The organism is Cytobacillus sp. GQ23 (assembly GCF_059758675.1).
The window spans coordinates 16,992-39,081 of the sequence record NZ_JCAXER010000014.1 but is presented as its reverse complement, the minus strand read 5'-3'; the positions used below and the strand labels follow the sequence as shown (position 1 = coordinate 39,081).

Genomic DNA, 22,090 nt, shown 5'->3' with positions numbered 1-22,090 from the left:
TATTACTGCGGGAAAGTAGATCTCACCGCGAACTGCACTTCCATCATGTGTTTCCAAAGGTGCCAAATGGGGAAAAGAAGCAGCATAAAAGAACTAGGAGGTTTGTAAATTGGATGAACTTAAAGCACAGGATCGGGAAAACACAATGATGGAAATATACTCCATTTTGGAGGGCGGACTTCAGCGGGAGATGCATCAAAGCGAGTATAAACTTGTTTCGGAATGGGTAAGCGGCTTTAATCTGGAGGAAAGAGCTGTGATATTAAATTTGCTGAAGGAGCTTACCAATAAGCATATCCGAATTGATTAATGATTTCCGGCAGATGCAAATATTGAATGGCCGAACGTGAGCCTATTGACAATAAAAGCCAGAAGCTTATATACTACAATCAAACAGGTTGAAAGGATGATTTAGGGGCATGAAGTTATAATCTTATTTTTTCTGGTATCTTTTTATATTTTAAAAAGTTTAACCCGGAGAACATAGGATTAGTGTGCCCTTTTTTAGTCATTCCTTATCGGAAGTAACATCTGCTTATTTGTCTGTAAGCTGATTAAATCTTTTTAGGCGCGCGTTTTTTATGTATTGCACCACATACAATAATGGGTGCACAGTCCTCTCCGGGTATGGGGGAGGTTTTTTTATGTGTGCAAATAAAATCAGCAGCTACAACAGCATACCGGTTATTATGGCAAGGGATCTTCAAAAATCATTCGGAGAAAAAACGGTTTTTTCTAATATAGGATTCGATATTTATCAGCAGGATCGTATTGGTCTTGTTGGCTTAAATGGCACAGGGAAAACTACATTGGCCAATATTTTATTCGGCAGTATTCAGGCGGATAAAGGCACAATTGAACGGATGAAGGATCCATATAGAATTGGCTATCTGCACCAGTCAGCAGATTATTCTGTCAGTGATATTCATGTTACTGATAAAAGTCCGGAAGAAGAAGTTCTTCATCAGGCAAGCAGATTAGGACTTTCAAAACTTCATGAATGGCAACCTGAAAGGTTTGATTCTTTAAGCGGGGGAGAAAGCTTGAAGCTCTCATTAGCTAAAATTTGGTCATCAAAGCCAGATATGCTGATTTTGGATGAACCAACCAATCATTTGGATTTACAGGGGATTGAGTGGCTTATTGGAGAAATTGGCCAATTCAGTGGCCCTGTTATGATCATTTCTCATGACCGTCATTTCCTTGATCAGGCTGTCGGCAGGATTTTTGAGCTCCAGGAAGGCATAATATCCATGTATAACGGAAATTACACAGCCTACCGGGAGCAAAAACAGAAAAATTATGATGATCAGCTTCATCAATTTGATGTACAGCAAAGAGAAATCGAACGGATTGAACATCAGATGGCCAATTTAAAAAAATGGTCGGAAAAGGCTCACAGGGAATCAACTAAAGGCGGGAGCCCATCCGAAAACAGACAGATGGGCTTTAAAGAATATCACAGGGTGAAAGCCAAAAAGATGGATCAGCAGGTTAAGTCAAAAATGAAAAGGCTTCAGCAGGAACTGGATAAAAATAAAATAGAGAAGCCGGCAGAAGAGGCGAAAGTTCACTTTCAATTTGATTCGTCCGGGAAAAGAGGGAAGAGGATCATCGAAGCAAAAAACCTTTCAAAAAGGTTTGGAGACCGGATTCTTTTTAAGGATAGCCAGTTTTATATAAAGCATGGTGAAAAAATAGGGATTCTTGGATCCAATGGGTCCGGCAAGACAACTTTAATCCGAATGCTGCTCGAAGAGGTATCGCCTTCTGATGGGGAACTCTGGATTAGCAGCACCTTAAAGATTGCCTATTTAAGCCAGGCTATTAATGATTTACCGTTAACAAAAAACGCCATGGAAGTACTTGACCTCAGCGAACGTGAGCAGATTTACAAGGCAAGGACTCTTTTAGCAAATCTGGGCATGAAGGAAGCGAAGCTGAATCAGCCGATTGGACAGCTTAGCATGGGGGAACGAATCAGGGTTAAGCTCACAGACATGCTTTTAAAGGAATATGACGTTCTTATCTTAGATGAACCTACCAATCACCTGGATTTGCCGAGCAGGGAGCAATTCGAAAAAACGCTAAAGGAGTTTACCGGAACACTCATCATTATTTCGCATGACTTATACTTTTTGGAGAAGCTGAGCACAAGATTGCTTGTTTTTGAAAATAATAAAATTACCAGATTTGAAATGAATCTGAAGGAATATCTTATGAAATCCAGAAGCGCCGAGCAGAAGAAAGATCATGATTCGATAAAGGAGCAGATTATGGTTATTGATAACCGTATTAATGCGGTACTTGGTGAACTCAGTCTGCTTGCTCCTGGTGACAGCAAATATGCCCAATTGGATAAGGAGTTTAATGCCTTATTAAATGAAAAAAAGAACATTATTAAATAAATAATTGCAAAAAGGCAGGCCCCAATAAAATGGGCCTGCCTTTCCATCTGACATTTACTTCTTTTTAGTGCTGCTGTTATCCTTCTTTTTTGCATTAATCCATAGTTTGCCTTCTGCAGTCTTACGGGTTTCATTGCCGTAGTCATCGGTCACTTTCACTTCAATTTCGGCACCAGGCGCTTTTACATTTGAAGTGGCAGTATAGTAGCCGACATAATGGCCTGGGGAAGTTTCCATCATTGGAAGCTCAGTAGCGTTATTCAGCTTGCCGCCAGCATTTGTTAATGGCATTCTGATGACAAAGGTCGATTCTAACCCTGGTTCACTATCAAATTCGATTTTTACCGATTCGCCTTTTTTGAGTTCCTTGTCTTCTGCAGGAAGAAGATTTTCTATGGCTGGAGCGGTATATTTAGCATCGACTGTGATTGTTTTTTCTTCACTGTTTTTCGCTTTATCCTGTGCGGTTACCGTAATGGTGTTTTCACCTTCATCCAGCAGGATGCGAAGAGAGTATTCACCGTCTGTAACCTTTGCTGTCTGGCCGTTTACTTTTACCCAATCAAGGTTATCGTCAGAAACGGTTCCTTTAACAGTGACTGTTTCTTTATTTGTTTTTGATTTATCTGCAGGGCTTGTTATGGACAGTTCGGGTTTTGTCTTGTCATATATTACTTTTACAGGTTCAGAGGCATCAGTGGACCCTGACTCTGTTGATGCTTTGGCAGTAAGAGTGTTTTCCCCTTCAGTAAGTGAAACTTCTGCTGAGAAAGTGCCTTCGTCTGTACTCTCAGCCGATGCGACTTCCTCTCCATTATTAAATACTTTTACAGTAGTTGTAGGAGCGGAAGTACCTTCAACTGTAACTTTACCCTCATTCGTAAATGTTCCGTCCGCTGGAGAAGTAATGACAGGTGCTGTAACTTCATAATTCACTGTCGCGCGAATCATATAGTTTCCTTCATCCTCAGGCGCCGGTGACCATGCTCCGCCTACAAGCTGCCAGCTGCGTCCTGCATTCTCTCCATCTTCATCTGTGCCAAGGCCAGGAGCATTAGGATTTGGTGCTGATTGGATATATACCATATAGAAGTCGCCGTTTGCAACGATTCCTTCGTCACTGAGGTCTACATGTGTCCATTCACCGTTTCTTAATGCTGTTGCTTCAAATGGTCCAGCAAGTTTCTTGCCTGGGGCTCCATCCGGTCCGCTTGCATCATATACTTCCACTTTGAAGTCTGTACCGCCCGGAGTCGGCCAGCTGGTATCCCAGAAGCGGAATAAGCCGCCGGTAACCATTGCGCTGTCATGGCCTGATGCCAGAGACATCTTAACTGCCCAGCCATTGCCGGCATCGTAGAATGCACGTGCATTTTCAGCTGTACCATCATCATATCCAATTTCACCCGGATATCCGATAAATGGCTTCAGTCCAATATTTTGCTCTATTGAAGAACCGCCTTCGATCGTGATGCTCTGCTCGGTGCTATAGTAGGAAGGTGCCATTGCTTTTAATGTGTATGTTCCTTCGTATGCTGTTAGTGTATATTCACCGTTTTCATCAGTTGTTACCGGCTGTACTGCTGCGTCTTCTACTAAAAGAAGAGTAGTATTCGCAACAGGCTCGCCAGTTGCTTCGTTAGTCACAACACCTGTAACTGTTCCCTTTGGAATTTCTTCAAGGACAAAGTTAGCAGTTGCTTCTCCATCCTGTGGAATATTTACATTTTGTGTTTGAGAACGATATCCGTATGCTTCTGCCTTTACAGTGAAATCACCTGAAGCATGCGTCATTTCAAAAGATCCGTTTTGAGGATTAGTAAATACTGACCTGCCAGATTCCAGTACACTTACTTCAGCTGTAAGCGGTAATAATACTGGGGCTGGCTGCTGCTGTTTATTATCCTCTTTCGCAGGGACATCTTTCTTTGGAGCAATCTTATCAGGGTTCACTTTATCTTTCTTTAGTTCTGTGGAAGGTTTTTCTTTGCTGATGCCAAGCTTGGCTTTGCCTGCAGGTTGAGCAGGAGTATCAGATAATTGGACATCATCGATATACCAGCCTTGCTTTTGAACAGAACCATCTGTAGTCACATTGAAGGCTACATAGATTCTTTGTCCTGCATAAGCACTTAAATCAACTTCTGCATTACCCCAGTCTGTTGAAGTGCCGTTAACGCGAAGAGCCTGTTCCCAGTTTTCCATGTCAGTCGAAACGAATACATGGCCGTAATCATAATTATTTTCAAGCTCATGCCATTGCTTGAACTGAAGGTAGGCATTTCCTTCCGGCAGGTCAATTGGTGGCATTTGCAGGTTCATGTTTGCGCTATTTGCATAGTTGCCGTCAAGTTTTGTTGCATAAACTTTTTCACCGGATGCCGCATTGCCAGGACCTGAAGTTGGAACTCCCCACTCCCAGCTGTTTTCCGGTCCATATAAAGTCCAGCCGGCCGGCTGTGATTCAAAGTCCTGAGAATAGCCAATGCTGATTCCAGGTCTTACTGCCACTTCATAGGATTCCGTTTCAATTAAATTTCCGCCAAAATCATTAACCTTCCATTTATAAGTTACAGATGGTTCTGCGATGTCTTCTCCAGGAATTACTGCCTGGTAAGTACCATCTTTGTAGTTTCCAGCTGTTCTATTGGCCTCGATGGCGGCCCAGCTGCCGTCCGCTTTTAAGTATTCGAGATCCACTCTTGTGACACTTACATTATCGGATGCAGTCAAGTCAAGTGCGAGATCCATTCCTGCATATGTTTCCTGAGGTGCTTCATGATTGGCTTGAGGAGCTTCGGAGTCATCTCCTTCTTTTGCAACCTGCCCTTTAATTTTACCCAGGCCGGTCAATACGGAAGAAACCGCATCGAAGGCATTGACGAGTCCGTAACCAAAACCATTATTAGGTGTCTCAGGATAAGTACCATTTGTCAAAGGAGTAGAGGTTGTAAGAAGAATTTCCTCCATCTCTTCCACGGTCAGGCTTGAGTCTACCTGACGGAGCAATGCTGCAACTGCAGAAACATGCGGCCCGGCCATAGAGGTTCCATTCCAGCCGCCTTCATAACTGCTTCCTGGAACTGAGGAACGTATGTTAACTCCAGGTGCTGATACATCAGGCTTTACTTCCTGATACGGAGATGGACCTTGCAGTGAAAAGCTTGCTAAGCCGTTGTTTATATCAGTTGCACCAGTAGCAAATGATTCCGGGTAGTTTGCTGGTGTAGCAACTGAACCAGGTCCGCCTGGATTAAATATAGTAGTGTTTCCTGCGGAGAACTCAGGGAAAATCTCAGCTGCACGCCATGCCTGCACCATTGGACGATACCATTCATCCAATCCAGGTCCGCCGCCCCAAGAATTATTGACAACATCAGGCGCTTTTTCAGGATGAGGGTTTCCGTCTGCATCCTTTGGAGCAAGGATCCATTCACCGGCTTCGAGAAGATCTACATCAGTTCCGCCGCTTGCAGTAAAGGCTTTTACCGCGATCCATTTCGCACCAGGTGCAACTCCGATCTGATTGGCTCCATTTGGTTCGGATCCGACCATTGTTCCTGTTACATGTGTTCCGTGGCCTTGATCATCATAAGGAACTGATTGGCCTGCAGTGGCATCAAACCAGTTGTATTCATGTGATGGGGAATCTGGCTGTGCTGGGTTATAGCCCCGGTACTTTTCTTTTAATGCCGGGTGGTTCCACTGAACACCTGTATCAATGGAAGCAACGACTGTACCGGATCCGTCAATTCCCATTTCCCATACGGCAGGAGCTCCGACACGATCAATATTCCATTCGATCGAGCTGGTTTCTGCTTGTGTTTTAAGAGATTTTTTGGCCTCTTTTACCGGCTTGTGAAGCTGTCTTGTTTCATTTGGAAGAATTTTTTCTACTTCAGGAAATACTGCGATTTGCTCCATAACGTCCTTTGTGGCTGTTACTGCAATTGCATTGACGATATAGAAGGATTGAACATCTTTTGCTTTGCCGTCTTTTTCCTGTTTTTGAAGGAAATCGGCGACATGGCTTTGAGTTTCAATTGCTGTAGATCTTAGTGAGGAGAGTACTGCAGATCGTTTCATGTATTTTGATTTAGAGGCAGTCAATTTTTGAGTTGCAGCCTCTTTTGCAGCCTTCTTGGCTGCTGCTTGAGCATCAGCTTGTTCTTTGAATTTTATCAGGAATGTTACTTTATCTTCCTTATCAAATTGTTTTAGCAGAGAGCTGTTAATTTTGCTTTTTGCGGTTTGAGGCGCCGCTTTCTTCACTGAAGTATGCGGAGAGCTTTTGCTTTCTGCCGATCCCATGCCTGGGAACATCAGCGGCAAAATCAGAAAAGCTGTCAGCATCACATAAAGAATGCGATTAATTGTTTTCCTTTTTCTTTTCAAAAAATTCCCTCCTTGTTTTGGCAATTCATTAAAAATGCAGGTTGAAATTCAGAACACAACCACCTCCTGTGGGTATTTCCAAAAATGGAAAACCCTTCCGTTATCATGTACTTTAGCTAAATTAATGGGCGGAGATTGTCGAAAAACAGAGATTTTTGAAGCTGCTTTATTAAAATAGCTAATTGGTTTCATGGTTCACTCAGGGTTACAGGCTTAAAGAATGAACTTTTTATGGTTATTTATAGATTAAAAGTATCGCTTTTCCATACAATCTTATTTTTCTTGGGAAAAATAAGGAAAAGGAGGGAGGCGGTAATTTTGCAGAATGTTAAAATAAATATAAGGGGCAAGCATTTAAAGGATACCAGTATCCGAAATTCCAAAATTGAAATATAAAGATGGGTAGTCTGGAGTGAAACTTTAGCTATTATTTACTGATAAAATGCGGGTGAAAAAAAGTTACAGTTAAAAAGGCACTTTCTCGTATTCACCCCAATATTGATACTAAATAATCATATTATTTTGAAATATAGGAAAAATGATCGGGATTTGGATTATGACTATCCTTAAAGAAATTCTAAAAATTTATTTAAACAATGGTAAAGTGTTTCTTTTCTGATTCTTATTCGTCTAATAATATGCGAGGGGGCGCCACTATGGAGAGAATATCGGCAGAAGTGTTTGAAGAAATATACAGCGAATACAGCGATCGAATCTATGGATACATATTTCTTCTCGTAAATGATAAGGAAGTGGCCGAAGATTTGACTCAAGACACATTTATTAAAGCTTACAAATATATGAATCAATTTAATGGAGAGTCCCAGATCTTTACTTGGCTTGTCCGGATATCAAGAAATGTAGCCATTGATTATTTGCGCAAAAAAAGCAGATTCAAATTTTTCTCAATTGAAAAATTCCAGCTCCAATCAGATGAAGCTACTCCTACAGAGATAATGATTAAGGGTGAAAAAGTTACACTCTTATATGAAGCAATACGCCGCTTGAAATTAAGCTACCAAGAAGTGCTGATTTTGAGAAAAATAAAGGAGTTTTCGATCAAGGAAACGGCCGAAATCTTGAATTGGACCGAAAACAAAGTGAAAATCACCACTTCCAGGGCACTCGCAGCGCTAAAAAAAGAATTGCAGAAAAGGGGGGAAATCCATGAAGAGCTCATTCGGATCCGATAATTCCTTTCGAGAATTAGGACATATTCCGCGGTCGCAAAAGCAAAAGCAGGAGAGTCTGCAAAAAATATTGAGCAGCATTGAAGAAAAACCTAAAAGAAAGAAAGATATTTTCCCGGGAATTTTATCTGCCGCCGCTGTTATGGCTGCTTGTGTGATGTTCGCTTTCATTATATTTTCAGAGGATTCTATGTCCAGAGGCAGCAGCAGTTCAGAGATTCTCGGAAATAGTATAATAAGCCAAACAATGATTGCTTTATCAGATGATGAGAAATCCTTCTCAGCGGATGGAAAATATACCGCTGAAACGGCGATTGTAAAAGATCCAAAGTGGGAAAACACGGCAAGAAATACCATAAACTCGGCCATTCCTGCAGAGACAGTCATTGAAGATGCCAGCCCTTCCTATGATATCCAATTTAATTTAAAGGGAAAAGAGCCAGTAAAGATAAAAGTCTGGAACGGGCAAGGGAAAACTTATTTCAAGCTAATGAACAGTGAAGACATTTATTCAGTTCCTTCTTCAGAAGGTGATATATTTATTGAATACTTAGAAGCAATCACACAAAGCCTTCATAACCCCCATTAATTTGACTCCTGTAAGGGGTCTTTTTTTTAGGGAGAAACGGCTGAGATTTGCCAAATATCGAGATATTTTTCAAATAAATGTTTTATTCCCGATTGGCAGGGTACTACATACTTAGTTAATGAATTTTAATTTGCCGGCCATTTTATTCCTGTGCGCAGGGAATAGGCTTACGCATGAAGCTGAAATTTATAAAAATTAGGGGGAGCATCATGAAAAAGGGACTTCTTTTTATTATTTCCGCATGCCTGCTTATTGGCACATTAGCAGGCTGTTCCGGAGAAAGTGCTCAGGCAGAAAAGACTAAGGATGGAAAGGTCGTTGTTGATTTTTGGAGTTTTTGGGGTTCAGAAACAAGAAGGCCAATCATTGAAAAAATTATAGATGATTTTAACAAATCACAGGATGAAGTTTTTGTTAAGCATACATATTTGCCTTGGGGAGATATTTGGACAAAGAACCTGGCATCCGTTGCTGCAGGTAATCCTGCAGATGTTATCATCAACGATATTAACACAGTCGCCCAGCGGGCAGACAATGGACAATCAGAAGATTTAAGCAAGTATATCGATGATTCGTTTAAAGACCAGTTTTATCCGCATTTATGGGAGTCGGTAATGTACGAAGACAAGCCTTATGCCGTTCCATTTAACACAGATACAAGATTGCTATTTTACAATAAAGATGCCTTTAAAGAAGCAGGCCTTGATCCGGAAAAACCCCCTGCGACATGGGATGAGCTGGAGGAGTATGCTGAGAAGCTGGATATTAAAGACGGAGATCGTTATGAGAGAGTTGGCTTTTATCCGCTCTGGGGCAGTATTGGTGCTGCCAGCTGGATGACAAGCGCTGATGGTGGAAAAGGATTTATTCAAGATGGCGAACTTTATATCAATACACCTAAAAAACAGGAAGCGTTACAGTGGCTGCTGGGATGGAAGGAGCGTCTAGGCGAAAAAACGGTTCAGTCTTTTGAAGCGGAATTTGGAAGTGAACAGTCCAATCCGTTCATTGCCGGCAAAGTGGCCATGTGGGTTGATATCGGTACATTTTACACACAAATTCGTGATTATGGAAATGATATAAATTTTGGTGTTGCGCCGATTCCTGCATTTGAAGAAGGTTCTGGGAACTGGAGTGATGGAGGCGGGTTCGTAGCTGAAATACCGAAAGGAGCCAAACATCCTGAGGAAGCTATGAAGTTTATCGAATATCTTACAGGTCCTGAGGCCCAAAAATACTGGGCTATGAAGAATTATGATAATGTCGCAAATATAGAAGCAGCAGAAGCCGTGGTTAAAGAGCTTAAAGGCGAAGATCAATATGTGTATGAGGCTACAGTTAAAAATCTGGATCAAACGCAAATGTTCCCTGTTCCGACAGAGTACCCTGATTACCAGAATCGCATTAATCCGCATATAGACAATGTTCTGCTTGGTAAAACCAAGCCAGAAAAAGCGCTGGAAAAAGCGGAAAACGATGTTGAAAAACTAAAGAAAAATTAGAACAAAGAGAGAAGGAGCCATCCTTCTCTCTTTATAAATGGCTGTTTTCGTAAAGGCTATTGCTATTTGTATTATATTTATTGAGTTGATTGTAGCGGAAGGTGAGAGATCCTCGAAAATGCATACGCATTTTCTTCGTGCGGTGTGTACTCAGGGAAACATATTCAATGTCCTGCGGGAGTAGCAGGACAGGTGAGACCCCGCAGACGCGTAGCGCCGAGGAGGCTCACCGCCTGCCCGCGTAAAGAGAGCATCCTCTCGCTGCAATCAACGGACAATATTGAAAAGTGAAAAACAACAATTTATACGAAAAGAGCCTTATAAATACAATAAAAAGAAGGTGTATGGGTTGAAATTATACGAAACAACGATTGAACGCCGGGGATCAGCTCTTGCAGAGAAACAGGAAAAAGGATCACACAAACGGCTGTCCCGCCAAACAAGAGACAATATCTTTGGATATCTCTTTATCAGCCCATGGATAATCGGGTTTCTGGGACTGACACTTGGGCCGCTATTATTTTCCTTATTCGCCAGTTTTACAGATTATAATATTACTTCAAGAATGAACTTTATCGGACTTGATAATTTTAAACGAATGTTTACAATTGATGACCTTTTTAAAACATCACTGTGGAATACTCTTTATTACGTTTTTTTCTCTGTCCCGCTGACCACTGCAGGGGCGATATTTCTGTCGGTTCTTTTGAATCAGAAAGTAAAAGGCATGAAATTTTTCCGCACACTTTATTATCTGCCTGCTATCCTCTCAGGTGTAGCGGTTTACTTTTTATGGATGCAGCTGCTGAGTCCATCAACAGGCCTGGTTAATACGTTCCTGGCATGGTTTGGGATTGAGGGGCCGGCATGGCTGTTTGACCCTGAGTGGACAAAGCCAGCTTTGCTATTGATGAAAATGTGGAGTGTCGGAGGAGGGATGCTTCTATATCTGGCAAGTCTGCAGGGGGTGTCTAATTCCCTTTATGAAGCAGCGGACCTGGATGGGGCAGGTGTAATTCAGAAATTCTTTTATATCACATTGCCGATGATCTCGCCGATTATTTTCTTTGATGTGCTGACAAGTACAATTGGTTCATTTCAAATCTTCCAGGAAGCTTATGTCATGACAGAGAATGGAAGTGGAGGACCTGGAAATTCACTTCTGTTTTATAATCTCCATATGTGGAATAATGCGTTTGAGGTGTTTGACATGGGTTACGCCTCTGCAATGGCCTGGCTATTGTTTATTGTCGTCATGATACTGACAATCATTAACATGAAAATCGGTAAAAGATGGGTTCATTATGAGGGGGGAGATAATAAATGAGAACAGCTGCCGCACCGAAGTTTTATGAGACGAAAAAGTTCAAAGATAAATTAAAGCAGACGTTTGTTTTCATCGTTTTGCTAGCAGGAAGTGTACTGGTAATATCGCCGCTGTGGTGGATGATATCAACTTCTCTGAAATCTCCTGCTGAGATAGCTCAATATCCGCCGACCTTTATGCCAAAAGAAATTCATTTTTCGAATTATGTGGAAGCATGGAAAACGGCACCTTTTACCCGGTGGGCTATGAATACATTCTTTATTGCTTTTTGCGGAATGGCGGGAAGCGTTATTGTCAATTCGCTGGTTGCTTATGCATTTGCGAAAATCCGTTTCAAAGGAAGAAATACCTTGTTTATAGTTGTGTTATCAACCATGCTGATACCAGGGTTTGTCACTATGGTGCCACAGTACATTTTATTCTCCAAACTTGGCTGGGGAAATACGTATCTGCCGCTGATTGTTCCGGCCTTTTTGGGGAGTGCCTTTTTCATCTTCCTGCTTCGGCAGTTTATGATGACCATTCCGAATGAACTGATTGAAGCTGCTGTTCTGGACGGCGCAAATCATATTCAGATCTGGTGGCATATTATGCTGCCGTTGACGAAGCCTGCGCTTATTACTGTAGCGATTTTCTCATTTAATGGCGCATGGAATGATTTACTTGGACCATTATTATATTTAAATGATGAGAGTCTTTACACGCTGCAAATTGGTCTTCAAACCTTTAAGGGAACTGTACAGACACAATGGCATTACCTGATGGCCATGTCAGTAATGGTATTACTGCCTGTGGTCCTGTTATTTTTCTTCTTTCAGAAACATTTTATAGAAGGTTCAAATATTGCATCTGGTACGAAAGGTTAACAAAACCGGCTAAGCGATTCGCTTAGCCGGTTTTGTTCATTGTATAGGGCAATAGGTTCTCCATTCTCCATCAACACACACCTTATGACGGGGGACATAGCATTCAATGACCACTGAATTCGGATTCAGCCCGTTTTGTTCAAGCTGCGATGATACTGAAGCTTCAGATTCAATATTAGCGGATGAACAGGGATAGCCGCCGCGCCATTCATACTTTGTGCAATAGTAGCATAGCTGGCCTGATGCTTCAGCCTTATCGGAAGTAACAGTATTAATCTGAGCCGCTTCTTTAATCAGCTGAGTTTTTTTCATTTCTACTTCTGTTAAATAATCAGTAAAGGCAACGTCTTTTGATATATCTATTTTGGTCTCTTCCTCAGACTTCAGGTCTTTTACATAAAATGCCTGATCCTCAATGAGCCTGCTGTAATCAACCAGCCGCACTTTTAATTCCTTTCCGGACTCTAATGAGAAAGAAAGGAGAGAGGAGAAATTTACGAGAGCTTTTTCATTTAGGAATATATTTTTTTCATTGTATTCAATTTCATATTGCACTGTCCAGCCATATTGCATTCCCTTATCATCGATAAGAGCTTTTGGCTTGGTAGCTGCATCTTTTAAGATAGAGGATTTGAATTCCTTATACTCATCAGATTTTAAAACGGCTTTCATGAAATCCTTCTCAGTCGAAATTGCCGATTTGCTTTTGGGCTGTGCAGAAACATTGCCCGAGAAAACTAGTAAAATAGTCAATAATAAGAAAATATACTTTTTCATCACATACCTCCTAAAAGTATTGTCCAATATAAGATTAACCCATATTTCCAAAATTAGGAATGGTGCGAAGTGATTATATTTATCTAGTATATTTTCTCTAAAAAAACCGTCTTATTGTAAATGTTTTAATCAATATTATAAAAGGCTTTTGTATTATCATTCAGCTTCTTAAGGGCACTGCTGAAAGTAATTTCTTTTAGTTCAGCAAAGACACTGATCGAATGGGCCATCATGGCCGGATGGGCAGGTTTGTTTTTAAAAGGGCCATCAAATTCCCATGGACCGTCTGTTTCGGCCATCAATTTATCGATAGGGAAATCCCGTACAAGGAGCTGTATTTCTTTTTCGTACACAATATCAGGTGTAAAGGAGATATAATATCCATTTGAAACCAGCCTGCTTATGGCTGCGGTGTCACCTTTAAACCAGTGGAAATGAGCCTTTTTAATTGAGTGCTTTTCCAATAAATTGCATACAGTCGGTGCATCATCATAAATTGCATGAAGGGCAATAGGCTTATCCCATTCTTTTGCAAGCTTAATGAATTCTTCGAGAAGTTCAATATACCCGCCAAGCTGCTTTACTCCTTCAGATTTTAAATAGTATGGAAGGCCAACCTCGCCAACAGCAGCCATTTGCTCTTTGTGAATCTTCATCCAGCTGAAAAGCTCTGAAATTTCATGATCACTGGGCAGTGCCTGTTCAGGATGAAAACCAAAGGCAGGTTTAACAAAAGGATAAATTTCCGAAAGAGCAAGGTTTCGTTTACAGGAGGCTAAATCGCTTGAAACTGTTACAAGGGATAGCTGAAATGGCAGCTCATTAAACATTCTTTCTAAATCCATATGACTATATTTATCAAGGTGAATATGGGAATCAATATATTTATCCATGCTCCTGCCTCCTAATGGTTTTTCAGCGCATGATGGATACTTCTTTTGCAGGCAAGGAATTCCTCATTGAGAAGAAGTTCCTCCACCCTTGGCCTGTTAAAGGGTACCACATATTCATTCATTACTTTAGCAGGCTTACTGCTCAGGACCAAAATTCGATCAGACAAGTAAAGGGCTTCTTCAATATTATGTGTTACAAACAGGATTGTCGGTTTATGCTCGTTCCAAATATCAAGAAGCCATTTTTGCATATCATGGCGGGTGAGCTCGTCTAAAGCTGAAAAAGGTTCATCCAGCAATATGATCGGCTGCGGGCTCAATAATGCCCGGATAAAGGCAGCCCTTTGTTTCATTCCTCCCGACAATTCATGAGGATATGCATTTTCATAGTCGCCGAGTCCTGCTTTTTGAAGCATGTTTCTGGCCGTTTCCGGATCGGCTTTTCCCATAATTTCCTGGCCAAGCTTAACATTCTGGAGGATGGTTCTCCATGGCATCAGGGAAGGTGTCTGGGGCATATAGCTAATTGAACCGCGTTTTCCGCTGATTTCTGTATTCCCAAGCTTAATGGAACCTTCATCTGGCAGGAGCATACCGCCAATCAGGTTGAATATAGTGCTTTTTCCGCTGCCGGATGGACCAAGAATCGAAACAAATTCACCTTCATTTACTTGAAAGCTTAAATTGTTTAATACTTGATTGGAATCAAAACTTTTCGATATAGAATTAACCGATAATTGTATCATTTCCTGCCACTCTCCTGGGACTTCCATTTAATAAGCAAACGTTCAGCCAGTAAAATGGCTCCAAAAAGGAGCAAACTTAACAGCATAATCGCAAAAATGGCTACAAAAACACGGTCTGTCCGAAATGAGGAAGAGGCTAGGGTCATATAAACCCCTATTCCGGCTTTAGCTCCAAGCCATTCAGATATGACAGCACCCATCACACTATAGGTTGCAGAGATTTTTAGGCCTGAAAATAAAGATGGAAGGGAATGGGGGAGCTCCAGCTTCCAAAATAGCTGTCCGCTGCTCGCCCCTGCCATCAGCATATAATGCCTGAGTTCTCCCGGTGTTTGCCGAAAACCATCCAATGCTGCAACAGTAATCGGGAAGAAGCATACCAGCGTAATGACAATAAGCTTTGGCAGTATGCCAAATCCGAACCATACAACCAGTAAAGGAGCCAGAACAATTATTGGCACATTTTGAGAAAGGATAAGAAGCGGGTAAACAGACTCCCTAATAAAAGGCAATAAATGCAGTATCACAGCTGTTAGTAATCCAATGACAGTGCCTATGCCAAATCCCCATAGTGAAAGCAGGATTGTCGATTGAAGATGCAGGCGGAAGCCCTCCCAGCCTAAAAACGCCTCCTGAATAATGTCTGTCGGGGGAGGAAGCAGCCAAGATGGGACATCTGCCAGATTCACCGCCAGCTCCCAAAAAATGAATAAAAGAAGGAGAACCGCTGCCGGCCTCCATCCTTTTCTGACTGCACTGATCATGAACGGTACTTCTCCGTTAAATCACTCATTTGAATTCCAGCAGGCTGATATAGGATCTTAACCTGTGAAATGACATTGCTGCTTCCTTTTTCAATCATTTTTCTGTTCATGTCAGCAATGATTTTTAATAAATGTTCTAAATCGCCTTCCATCGTTGTTTCCAGGGGATGAACTTCGTATTTAACACCCGATTGCTGAATGACACTGATTGCTTCATCAACATATGGTATAACATTTTCCCCATCTTTTGTTTTTGGTATGATTTGAATGCTTACAAGTGCGTTTGCCATTTTATAAACTCCCCTTATTCCGGCAGGAAGTCATTTGTAAATGCTTTGCCGGCATCTAATTCTTTTTCTAAAAGACCATTTTCATGCATCCAGTGTGCATAGTTTTCCCAGACTTCAAGCTTTTGTTCTCCCCATCTGGAAGCATCATCCTGATAGCGCGGAGATAGCCACTCCTGGCTCTTTTTGACCAAGTCACTGTCAAGGTCAGGAGCATGCTTTAACAAAATATCAGCTGCTTCGCCAGGTTCGTTGATTGCAAATTCATATCCTTTGGCTGCTGCTTTTACAAATGCTTTGACAGTCTCCGGATCATCTGCAATCATTTTTTCACTAGTTGCCAGTACAGGCGTGTAGTAATCCAGTTTATCAGAGTAGTCTGTAAGGTAGACCATATTAATCTTTTCCCCTCGAAGCTCAGCTTCTACACCTGTCCATCCGTAATAAATCCATGCGAAGTCTATATCTCTTTTAACGGCTGTAAAAAAGTCTGCATCTCCCATGTTCACAATTGACACTTTATCGACATCAGCATTTTCCTTTTTCATTAGAGAGTCAATTACTGATTTTTCTACAGGTGCCCCCCAGCCGCCATAAGTTTTTCCTTCAAAATCTTTCGGCGATTTAATATTTTTTTCAGCAGGGGATGCAAAACCGGAAGTATTGTGCTGAATGACAGCAGCTATTGAAACCAGTGGCACACCCTGTACCCGCGCTTCCGTAATGCTTTCCTGATAGCTGACACCGAAATCTGCCTTGCCTGATGCGGTCAATTGATCTGCTCCTGCCTCACCTGGCATGATGATTTCGACATCAAGTCCTTCTTCTTTAAAATAGCCTTTTTCCTTTGCGGCGTATAAGCCGGTATGATTGGTATTGGGTGTCCAATCCAGAACGACAGTAACCTTTTTCAATTCTTGTTTGCTGCCTGCATCTTCTTTTCCAGTCTGGCCGCTGCCGGCACATCCGGTAAGCAGCAGAAGAAGCGCAGAAATAGCAGCTATACATTTTTTCATAATGAAACCTCCAAAAGCTTTTATGTAGTAAGGAAAGTGGGTATTAGTCTGCCCTGAAAATTAAAAAACGCCCCGGCATAATACCGGGACGCATATAAAAAAACATTTATGATGTTTAAGAATATGTTCCCTACGCCGGTATTAGCCAGATCAGGTTCAAAGGGTCAGCATCTTAAGGATGAAGTCTCAACCGGCACACCGGTTCCCCTACATTTCTTGCTATATAATTTTAACAGACATGAATACTTTCCATCATTATTATAGCAGACAATATAAAAAAGGACAGCATTTGAAATTTATTTCATTTCAATTGTCCTGCTGTCTTTCCAGGTTTTGAATTTCTCAAGCTCCCCTGATATTTGACTGACGGCAAAGCCCAGTACTGCTGCGTCATCCAAAATCCCCATTCCAATTAAAAAGTCTGGAACCAGGTCGATAGGGGAAACAAAGTATAGAATGGAAGCAATAATAAAGATAATTGATTTTTTGGAGATATGCCGGTAATCACCTTTTGACCATGCCCTGACTAAATCAATAAGCAGCTGAAACTTTTCCCATATATCATTTAATGAGGATTTGTTTTTATCTGCTTTAAGTGTCGCCTTTTTTAGCAGTCCTTTCGTTTTTTCGGGATCCTCTGCGTAGCGTTTTGCCCTGGAAGAAAATTTTTTATAGCCATCCTTATAGTCTTTCGTTTCTATTTCAGGCATAGCCATCACTCCTATATTGATAATTCGGGTAAACAGTTATAATTCTATTATTTACCGCATACGTGACATGACATAAACATTTAACCTGAAGAAAAAAATGGAAATAAGCATTAAGCTGTATCAATATATTTAGTGGGAGCTGGTATTTATGATTGAAAAATGGCTGAAGGAATCAAAATATACAGTAATACTAACTGGAGCAGGGATGTCAACGGAAAGCGGGCTGCCTGATTTCAGGTCAGCCAACAATGGATTATGGAACGGGAAAGATCCTGGAAAAATTGCCAGTACGGAAGCATTAAATCAAAATGTGAATGAATTTATAGATTTTTATCGGCACAGGGTAATCGGACTGAAAGAGTGTAATCCTCATAAAGGCCATTATATTCTTGCTGATTGGGAAAAGAGAGGCATGATAAAGAGTATTATAACTCAAAACGTTGATGGATTTCATCGGCTTGCTGGCAGTAAAAATGTATCAGAGCTTCATGGTAATCTGCAGACACTCCACTGCCAGGAATGTAAAGAAGTGTTCCCAAGCGAGGGTTATTTGCATGGGCATACTCAATGTAATTGCGGGGGAATGCTTCGTCCTTCAGTAGTTCTGTTTGGAGAAATGCTGCCGGAGCAGGCATTAGATTTTGCGGCAGATGAATCAGACAAGGCAGAACTATTTATTGTACTGGGATCATCCTTGACTGTGACCCCGGCAAATCAGTTTCCGCTGATAGCGAAACAAAACGGAGCAAAACTGGTGATAATTAATATGGAACCCACTGATTTTGACTTTTATGCAGATGAAGTAATCCATGACCGCAAAATTGGTGACGTACTCGAAGAACTAGATGGCCTTTTAACAGCGGGAGAATGAGTATCTTATAATAAGTCTCGTACTATGATTTTTTGAGCAAGTCCCCTATAATAGACAGTGAACATGATTACTACCGCTTCAAGCGATATGATATATAAGGAGTGTTCAGCATGTTATCAAACATCGGAATTCCAGGCTTAATTCTCATCCTCGTTCTGGCTCTTATTATTTTTGGGCCTAAAAAACTTCCCGAAATAGGGAGAGCATTCGGGGAAACTTTAAAGGAATTTAAGAAATCTACTCGTGATCTCACTAAAGATGATGACGATGATAAAAGAAAATAGCCTACCGGTTTAGAACCGGCTTTGCAGACGATTGGTCTCAAAGCCGGTTTTTCTTTTTTATGGCTTCCAAACGGTGTGAATGGGTATATAAAACAAGGAAAAGAAAAAACAGTTGACTGACATGTATATACAAGATAAAATGAAAGCGTAAACAGATCATGTATATACAAGTTGCTTTGGTTTATATTTATCAAAATTGAGGACCATAAATAAGCACCTTATAACTGTTTTTTTCTTTTATTTGAAAACGGTAACAGGAGGAGAGCGAAGAATGGCTACAAATAAAGAGTCAGCAGAGCAAATCGTAGAAGCTATCGGGGGCAAAGATAATATCGCTGCGGCCACTCATTGTGTAACACGGCTGCGTTTTGCCTTAAAAGATGAAGGCAAAGTCAATAAAGAAAAACTTGAAAATATTGATATAGTGAAAGGGTCCTTCTTCACCAATGGACAATTCCAGGTTGTAATCGGACAAGGCCTCGTTGATAAAGTATATAAAGAAATGACAGAGGCTACCGGAATTGGCGAATCGTCAAAGGAAGAGACCAAAAGTGCTGCTGCCGAAAACTTAAATCCCTTGCAGCGCGGCATTAAAACACTTGCCGATATTTTTATTCCTATCCTGCCAGCTATCGTAACAGCTGGTTTGCTGATGGGAATCAACAACATTATGACTGCGCCAGGTATTTTCTTTGATGAAAAGTCGTTTGTTGAAGTTTATACAAACTGGGCTGATCTGGCTGCGATCATTAACCTGATTGCCAATACTGCTTTCGTATTCCTACCCGGTTTGATTGGATGGAGTGCTGTTAACAGGTTTGGCGGAAGTCCGCTTCTGGGTATTGTGCTTGGTTTGATGCTCGTGCACCCGGATCTTTTAAATGCATGGGGCTATGGTGCTGCAGAGGAAGTTCCAAAGTGGAATTTATTTGGTTTTGAAATTGAGAAAGTAGGTTACCAGGGTCAGGTATTGCCGGTATTATTTGCTTCATATGTGTTGGCTAAGATAGAAGTATTCCTGAGAAAAAGAATTCCTGATGCTTTTCAGCTTCTGACTGTTGCACCGATTGCATTATTAGTAACAGGATTTCTTTCTTTTATTGCCATTGGACCAATTACTTTTACAATCGGCAGCTGGATTACAAATGGTGTTGTCGGAATCTTTGATGCTGTTCCGGCACTTGGAGGATTAATTTATGGGGGGTTATATGCACCGCTTGTAATCACTGGCATGCATCATACTTTCCTTGCTGTTGATTTGCAGTTAATCGGCAGCATTGGCGGCACGTTTTTATGGCCTATGGTTGCATTGTCTAATATTGCACAGGGTTCCGCAGCTTTTGCCATGATGCTGCTTAGCAGAGGAAATGAAAAGCTGAAAGGTCTTGCGCTTACATCTTCAATATCAGCATGGCTGGGCGTTACCGAGCCGGCTATGTTTGGGGTAAATCTTCGCTTTAAGTATCCGTTCTTTGCAGCGATTATTGGGTCGGCGATTGCTGGCATATTCATCACTATTAATGGAGTTAAGGCACCGTCAATAGGTGTAGGCGGATTGCCGGCGTTCTTCTCCATCTTTGCGGAAAATTGGATTCCTTTCTTTATTGGAATGGGAATTGCACTCATAGTTCCGTTTCTATTAACTTTAGCTTTCTCAAAATTTAAAAAAGCCGAATAAACTTGAAGATGCCATGGGGTTCTATGATTCCATGGTATCACCATTTTTAGGCTTTCTCGAAATTTTATTATACCGGAGGTCGCATTATGAAGAAGCATTGGTGGAAAGAAAGTGTAGTTTACCAAATCTACCCTCGGAGCTTCATGGACAGCAATGGAGATGGAATAGGAGATTTGCAGGGAATTATCTCAAGACTGGATTATTTGAAAGAGCTCGGAATTGATGTGGTCTGGCTATCACCGGTTTATAAATCGCCAAATGATGATAATGGCTACGATATCAGTGATTATCAGGATATTATGGAAGAGTTTGGCACCATGAAGGATTGGGAACTGCTTCTTGACGAGCTGCATAAAAGAGGCATTAAACTCATAATGGATCTGGTGGTAAACCATAGTTCAGATGAACATATCTGGTTTTCAGAAGCAAGGAAATCGAAGGATAATCCATATAGGGATTACTATATATGGCGTGAAGGAAAAGATGGAAAAGAGCCGAATAACTGGGGCAGTAATTTCGGCGGATCTGCCTGGGAGCTTGATGAAAGTACAGGAGAATATTATTTGCATCTGTTCTCAAAAAAACAGCCTGATCTAAACTGGGAGAATCAAAAATTAAGAGAAGAAATATACGACATGATGACCTGGTGGCTTGAGAAAGGGATTGATGGGTTCAGAATGGATGTAGTCAACTTTATTTCCAAAGTGGAGGGACTCCCTGATGATGAACCAAAGCCCGGGAAGAAGTATGCTTCTGGCAGCAAGTATTATCGAAATGGCCCAAAAATTCATGAATACTTGCAGGAGATGAATGAAAAGGCCTTATCGAAGTATGATGTTATGACTGTCGGCGAAATGCCTGGTGTTAATCCTGAGTGGGCAAGGCAGTATACAGGAGAATCACGCAATGAATTAAATATGGTTTTCCAGTTTGAACATGTTAGCCTGGATAACGGGCCAAACGGCAAATGGGACCTTAAACCCCTCAATCTGTTTGACTTAAAAACAAATCTGACCAAATGGCAAAATGAGCTGGATGAAATTGGCTGGAACAGTCTTTACTTTAATAATCATGACCAGCCACGCTCTGTTTCAAGATTAGGGAATGATGAAGAGTTTTGGGAGAAGTCGGCAAAGATGCTGGCAACATTGCTGCATATGATGAAAGGAACTCCTTATATTTATCAGGGCGAAGAAATTGGAATGACCAATGTCCGCTACTCAAGCATAGATGAATACAGAGATATAGAAACACTTAATTTTTATAATGAAGCTCTTGATGATGGCTGGACCGAGGAAAAGGCATTAGAAGCTATCTATGCAAAAGGGCGTGATAATGCGCGGACACCAATGCAATGGGATTCTTCTGAGCACGGAGGATTTACGGAAGGAACACCATGGATAAAAGTAAACCCTAACTATAAAGAGATTAATGTCGAAAAGGCCATGAAAAACCCTGACTCTGTTTTTCAGTATTATAAAAAGCTTATTGAACTCAGGAAGAAAAATGAGGTTATTGTTTACGGAAAGTATAACCTTATACTAGATGATCATCCCGAAGTCTATGCCTATACAAGAACACTTGGCAATCAGATACTCCTTGTTATGTGCAACTTCTATGTTGAAAACACTGAAGCAGTACTTCCTGCAGACATCCAGGATAAAAAATTCGAACAACTGATTGGAAATTATAAAGATGTACAAATCAGCAGAACAATCAAGCTTCGTCCTTATGAAGCTCAAGTGCTTCTATTTAACTGCTGATAAAAGATAAGTTGATGAGCAGCA

Annotated in this window: 19 protein-coding genes and 1 riboswitch; of the genes, 11 read left to right on the top strand and 8 right to left on the bottom strand. The window is 41.1% G+C overall.

Translation table 11 applies throughout. The features are described 5' to 3' along the window. Positions 1-109 precede the first annotated feature (109 nt). The gene (locus AC6CHU_RS13045) at positions 110-310 is read left to right on the top strand and encodes a hypothetical protein (protein ID WP_159869512.1); all 201 of its coding nucleotides are present in this window, start codon (positions 110-112) and stop codon (positions 308-310) included. A 334-nt stretch (positions 311-644) separates the two neighbouring features. Then, positions 645-2,408, top strand: coding sequence for a ribosomal protection-like ABC-F family protein (abc-f, locus tag AC6CHU_RS13040; protein ID WP_498121992.1), 1,764 nt, complete (start codon positions 645-647; stop codon positions 2,406-2,408). Positions 2,409-2,462: 54 nt separating this feature from the next. Here abc-f and AC6CHU_RS13035 read toward each other — a convergent pair whose 3' ends face one another. Beyond that, positions 2,463-6,761, bottom strand: a complete 4,299-nt coding sequence (locus AC6CHU_RS13035) for a S8 family peptidase (RefSeq protein WP_201306599.1) — start codon at positions 6,759-6,761, stop codon at positions 2,463-2,465. Between the two features lie 698 nt (positions 6,762-7,459). Here AC6CHU_RS13035 and AC6CHU_RS13030 point away from each other — a divergent pair. The 5 genes from AC6CHU_RS13030 (at position 7,460) to AC6CHU_RS13010 (ending at position 12,277) form a co-directional block, all read left to right on the top strand. Further along, a complete protein-coding gene (locus AC6CHU_RS13030; protein ID WP_159869503.1) occupies positions 7,460-7,996 on the top strand; it encodes an RNA polymerase sigma factor in 537 nt (178 codons plus the stop codon). Continuing rightward, positions 7,971-8,582, top strand: coding sequence for a hypothetical protein (locus tag AC6CHU_RS13025; RefSeq protein WP_159869500.1), 612 nt, complete (start codon positions 7,971-7,973; stop codon positions 8,580-8,582). Before AC6CHU_RS13030 ends, AC6CHU_RS13025 begins: the two co-directional genes overlap by 26 nt. 209 nt (positions 8,583-8,791) lie before the next feature. Next, complete coding sequence (locus AC6CHU_RS13020; RefSeq protein ID WP_159869497.1) at positions 8,792-10,084, top strand: ABC transporter substrate-binding protein; 1,293 nt, start codon at positions 8,792-8,794, stop codon at positions 10,082-10,084. Positions 10,085-10,433: 349 nt separating this feature from the next. Further along, positions 10,434-11,411 (top strand): carbohydrate ABC transporter permease, encoded by a 978-nt coding sequence (locus tag AC6CHU_RS13015; protein ID WP_159869494.1) that lies wholly within the window; start codon positions 10,434-10,436, stop codon positions 11,409-11,411. Continuing rightward, a complete protein-coding gene (locus AC6CHU_RS13010; protein WP_159869491.1) occupies positions 11,408-12,277 on the top strand; it encodes a carbohydrate ABC transporter permease in 870 nt (289 codons plus the stop codon). Before AC6CHU_RS13015 ends, AC6CHU_RS13010 begins: the two co-directional genes overlap by 4 nt. A gap of 36 nt (positions 12,278-12,313) precedes the next feature. Here AC6CHU_RS13010 and AC6CHU_RS13005 read toward each other — a convergent pair whose 3' ends face one another. The 7 genes from AC6CHU_RS13005 to AC6CHU_RS12975 all read right to left on the bottom strand — a co-directional run bounded on the left by AC6CHU_RS13005 (position 12,314) and on the right by AC6CHU_RS12975 (position 17,470). Then, complete coding sequence (locus AC6CHU_RS13005; RefSeq protein ID WP_498121989.1) at positions 12,314-13,054, bottom strand: hypothetical protein; 741 nt, start codon at positions 13,052-13,054, stop codon at positions 12,314-12,316. A gap of 125 nt (positions 13,055-13,179) precedes the next feature. After that, entirely contained in the window at positions 13,180-13,947 is a 768-nt protein-coding gene (locus tag AC6CHU_RS13000) for a TatD family hydrolase (protein ID WP_159869485.1), read from the bottom strand. 11 nt (positions 13,948-13,958) lie between these two features. After that, positions 13,959-14,693, bottom strand: a complete 735-nt coding sequence (locus AC6CHU_RS12995) for an ABC transporter ATP-binding protein (protein WP_498121987.1) — start codon at positions 14,691-14,693, stop codon at positions 13,959-13,961. Continuing rightward, positions 14,690-15,457 carry an ABC transporter permease gene (locus AC6CHU_RS12990; protein WP_159869479.1) on the bottom strand — a complete coding sequence of 256 codons (768 nt, stop codon included), beginning with the start codon at positions 15,455-15,457 and terminating at the stop codon, positions 14,690-14,692. The genes AC6CHU_RS12995 and AC6CHU_RS12990 overlap by 4 nt, the downstream gene beginning before the upstream one ends. Then, the gene (locus tag AC6CHU_RS12985; RefSeq protein ID WP_159869476.1) at positions 15,454-15,747 is read right to left on the bottom strand and encodes a thiamine-binding protein; all 294 of its coding nucleotides are present in this window, start codon (positions 15,745-15,747) and stop codon (positions 15,454-15,456) included. Before AC6CHU_RS12985 ends, AC6CHU_RS12990 begins: the two co-directional genes overlap by 4 nt. 14 nt (positions 15,748-15,761) lie before the next feature. After that, positions 15,762-16,760, bottom strand: coding sequence for an ABC transporter substrate-binding protein (locus AC6CHU_RS12980; protein ID WP_159869473.1), 999 nt, complete (start codon positions 16,758-16,760; stop codon positions 15,762-15,764). A 110-nt stretch (positions 16,761-16,870) separates the two neighbouring features. Next, positions 16,871-16,979, bottom strand: a riboswitch (TPP riboswitch). A gap of 77 nt (positions 16,980-17,056) precedes the next feature. After that, positions 17,057-17,470: a YkvA family protein gene (locus AC6CHU_RS12975; RefSeq protein WP_159869470.1), complete on the bottom strand. Its 414-nt coding sequence runs from the start codon at positions 17,468-17,470 to the stop codon at positions 17,057-17,059. Between the two features lie 148 nt (positions 17,471-17,618). Between AC6CHU_RS12975 and AC6CHU_RS12970 the strand changes: the two genes are divergently transcribed. The 4 genes from AC6CHU_RS12970 (at position 17,619) to AC6CHU_RS12955 (ending at position 22,066) form a co-directional block, all read left to right on the top strand. Further along, complete coding sequence (locus AC6CHU_RS12970; protein ID WP_159869467.1) at positions 17,619-18,341, top strand: NAD-dependent deacylase; 723 nt, start codon at positions 17,619-17,621, stop codon at positions 18,339-18,341. A 110-nt stretch (positions 18,342-18,451) separates the two neighbouring features. Further along, positions 18,452-18,625: a twin-arginine translocase TatA/TatE family subunit gene (gene tatA / locus AC6CHU_RS12965; protein ID WP_035327434.1), complete on the top strand. Its 174-nt coding sequence runs from the start codon at positions 18,452-18,454 to the stop codon at positions 18,623-18,625. A gap of 271 nt (positions 18,626-18,896) precedes the next feature. Further along, the gene (gene treP, locus AC6CHU_RS12960; RefSeq protein WP_498121984.1) at positions 18,897-20,303 is read left to right on the top strand and encodes a PTS system trehalose-specific EIIBC component; all 1,407 of its coding nucleotides are present in this window, start codon (positions 18,897-18,899) and stop codon (positions 20,301-20,303) included. A gap of 86 nt (positions 20,304-20,389) precedes the next feature. Continuing rightward, positions 20,390-22,066, top strand: coding sequence for a glycoside hydrolase family 13 protein (locus AC6CHU_RS12955; RefSeq protein ID WP_498121982.1), 1,677 nt, complete (start codon positions 20,390-20,392; stop codon positions 22,064-22,066). The last annotated feature ends 24 nt before the right edge of the window (positions 22,067-22,090 follow it).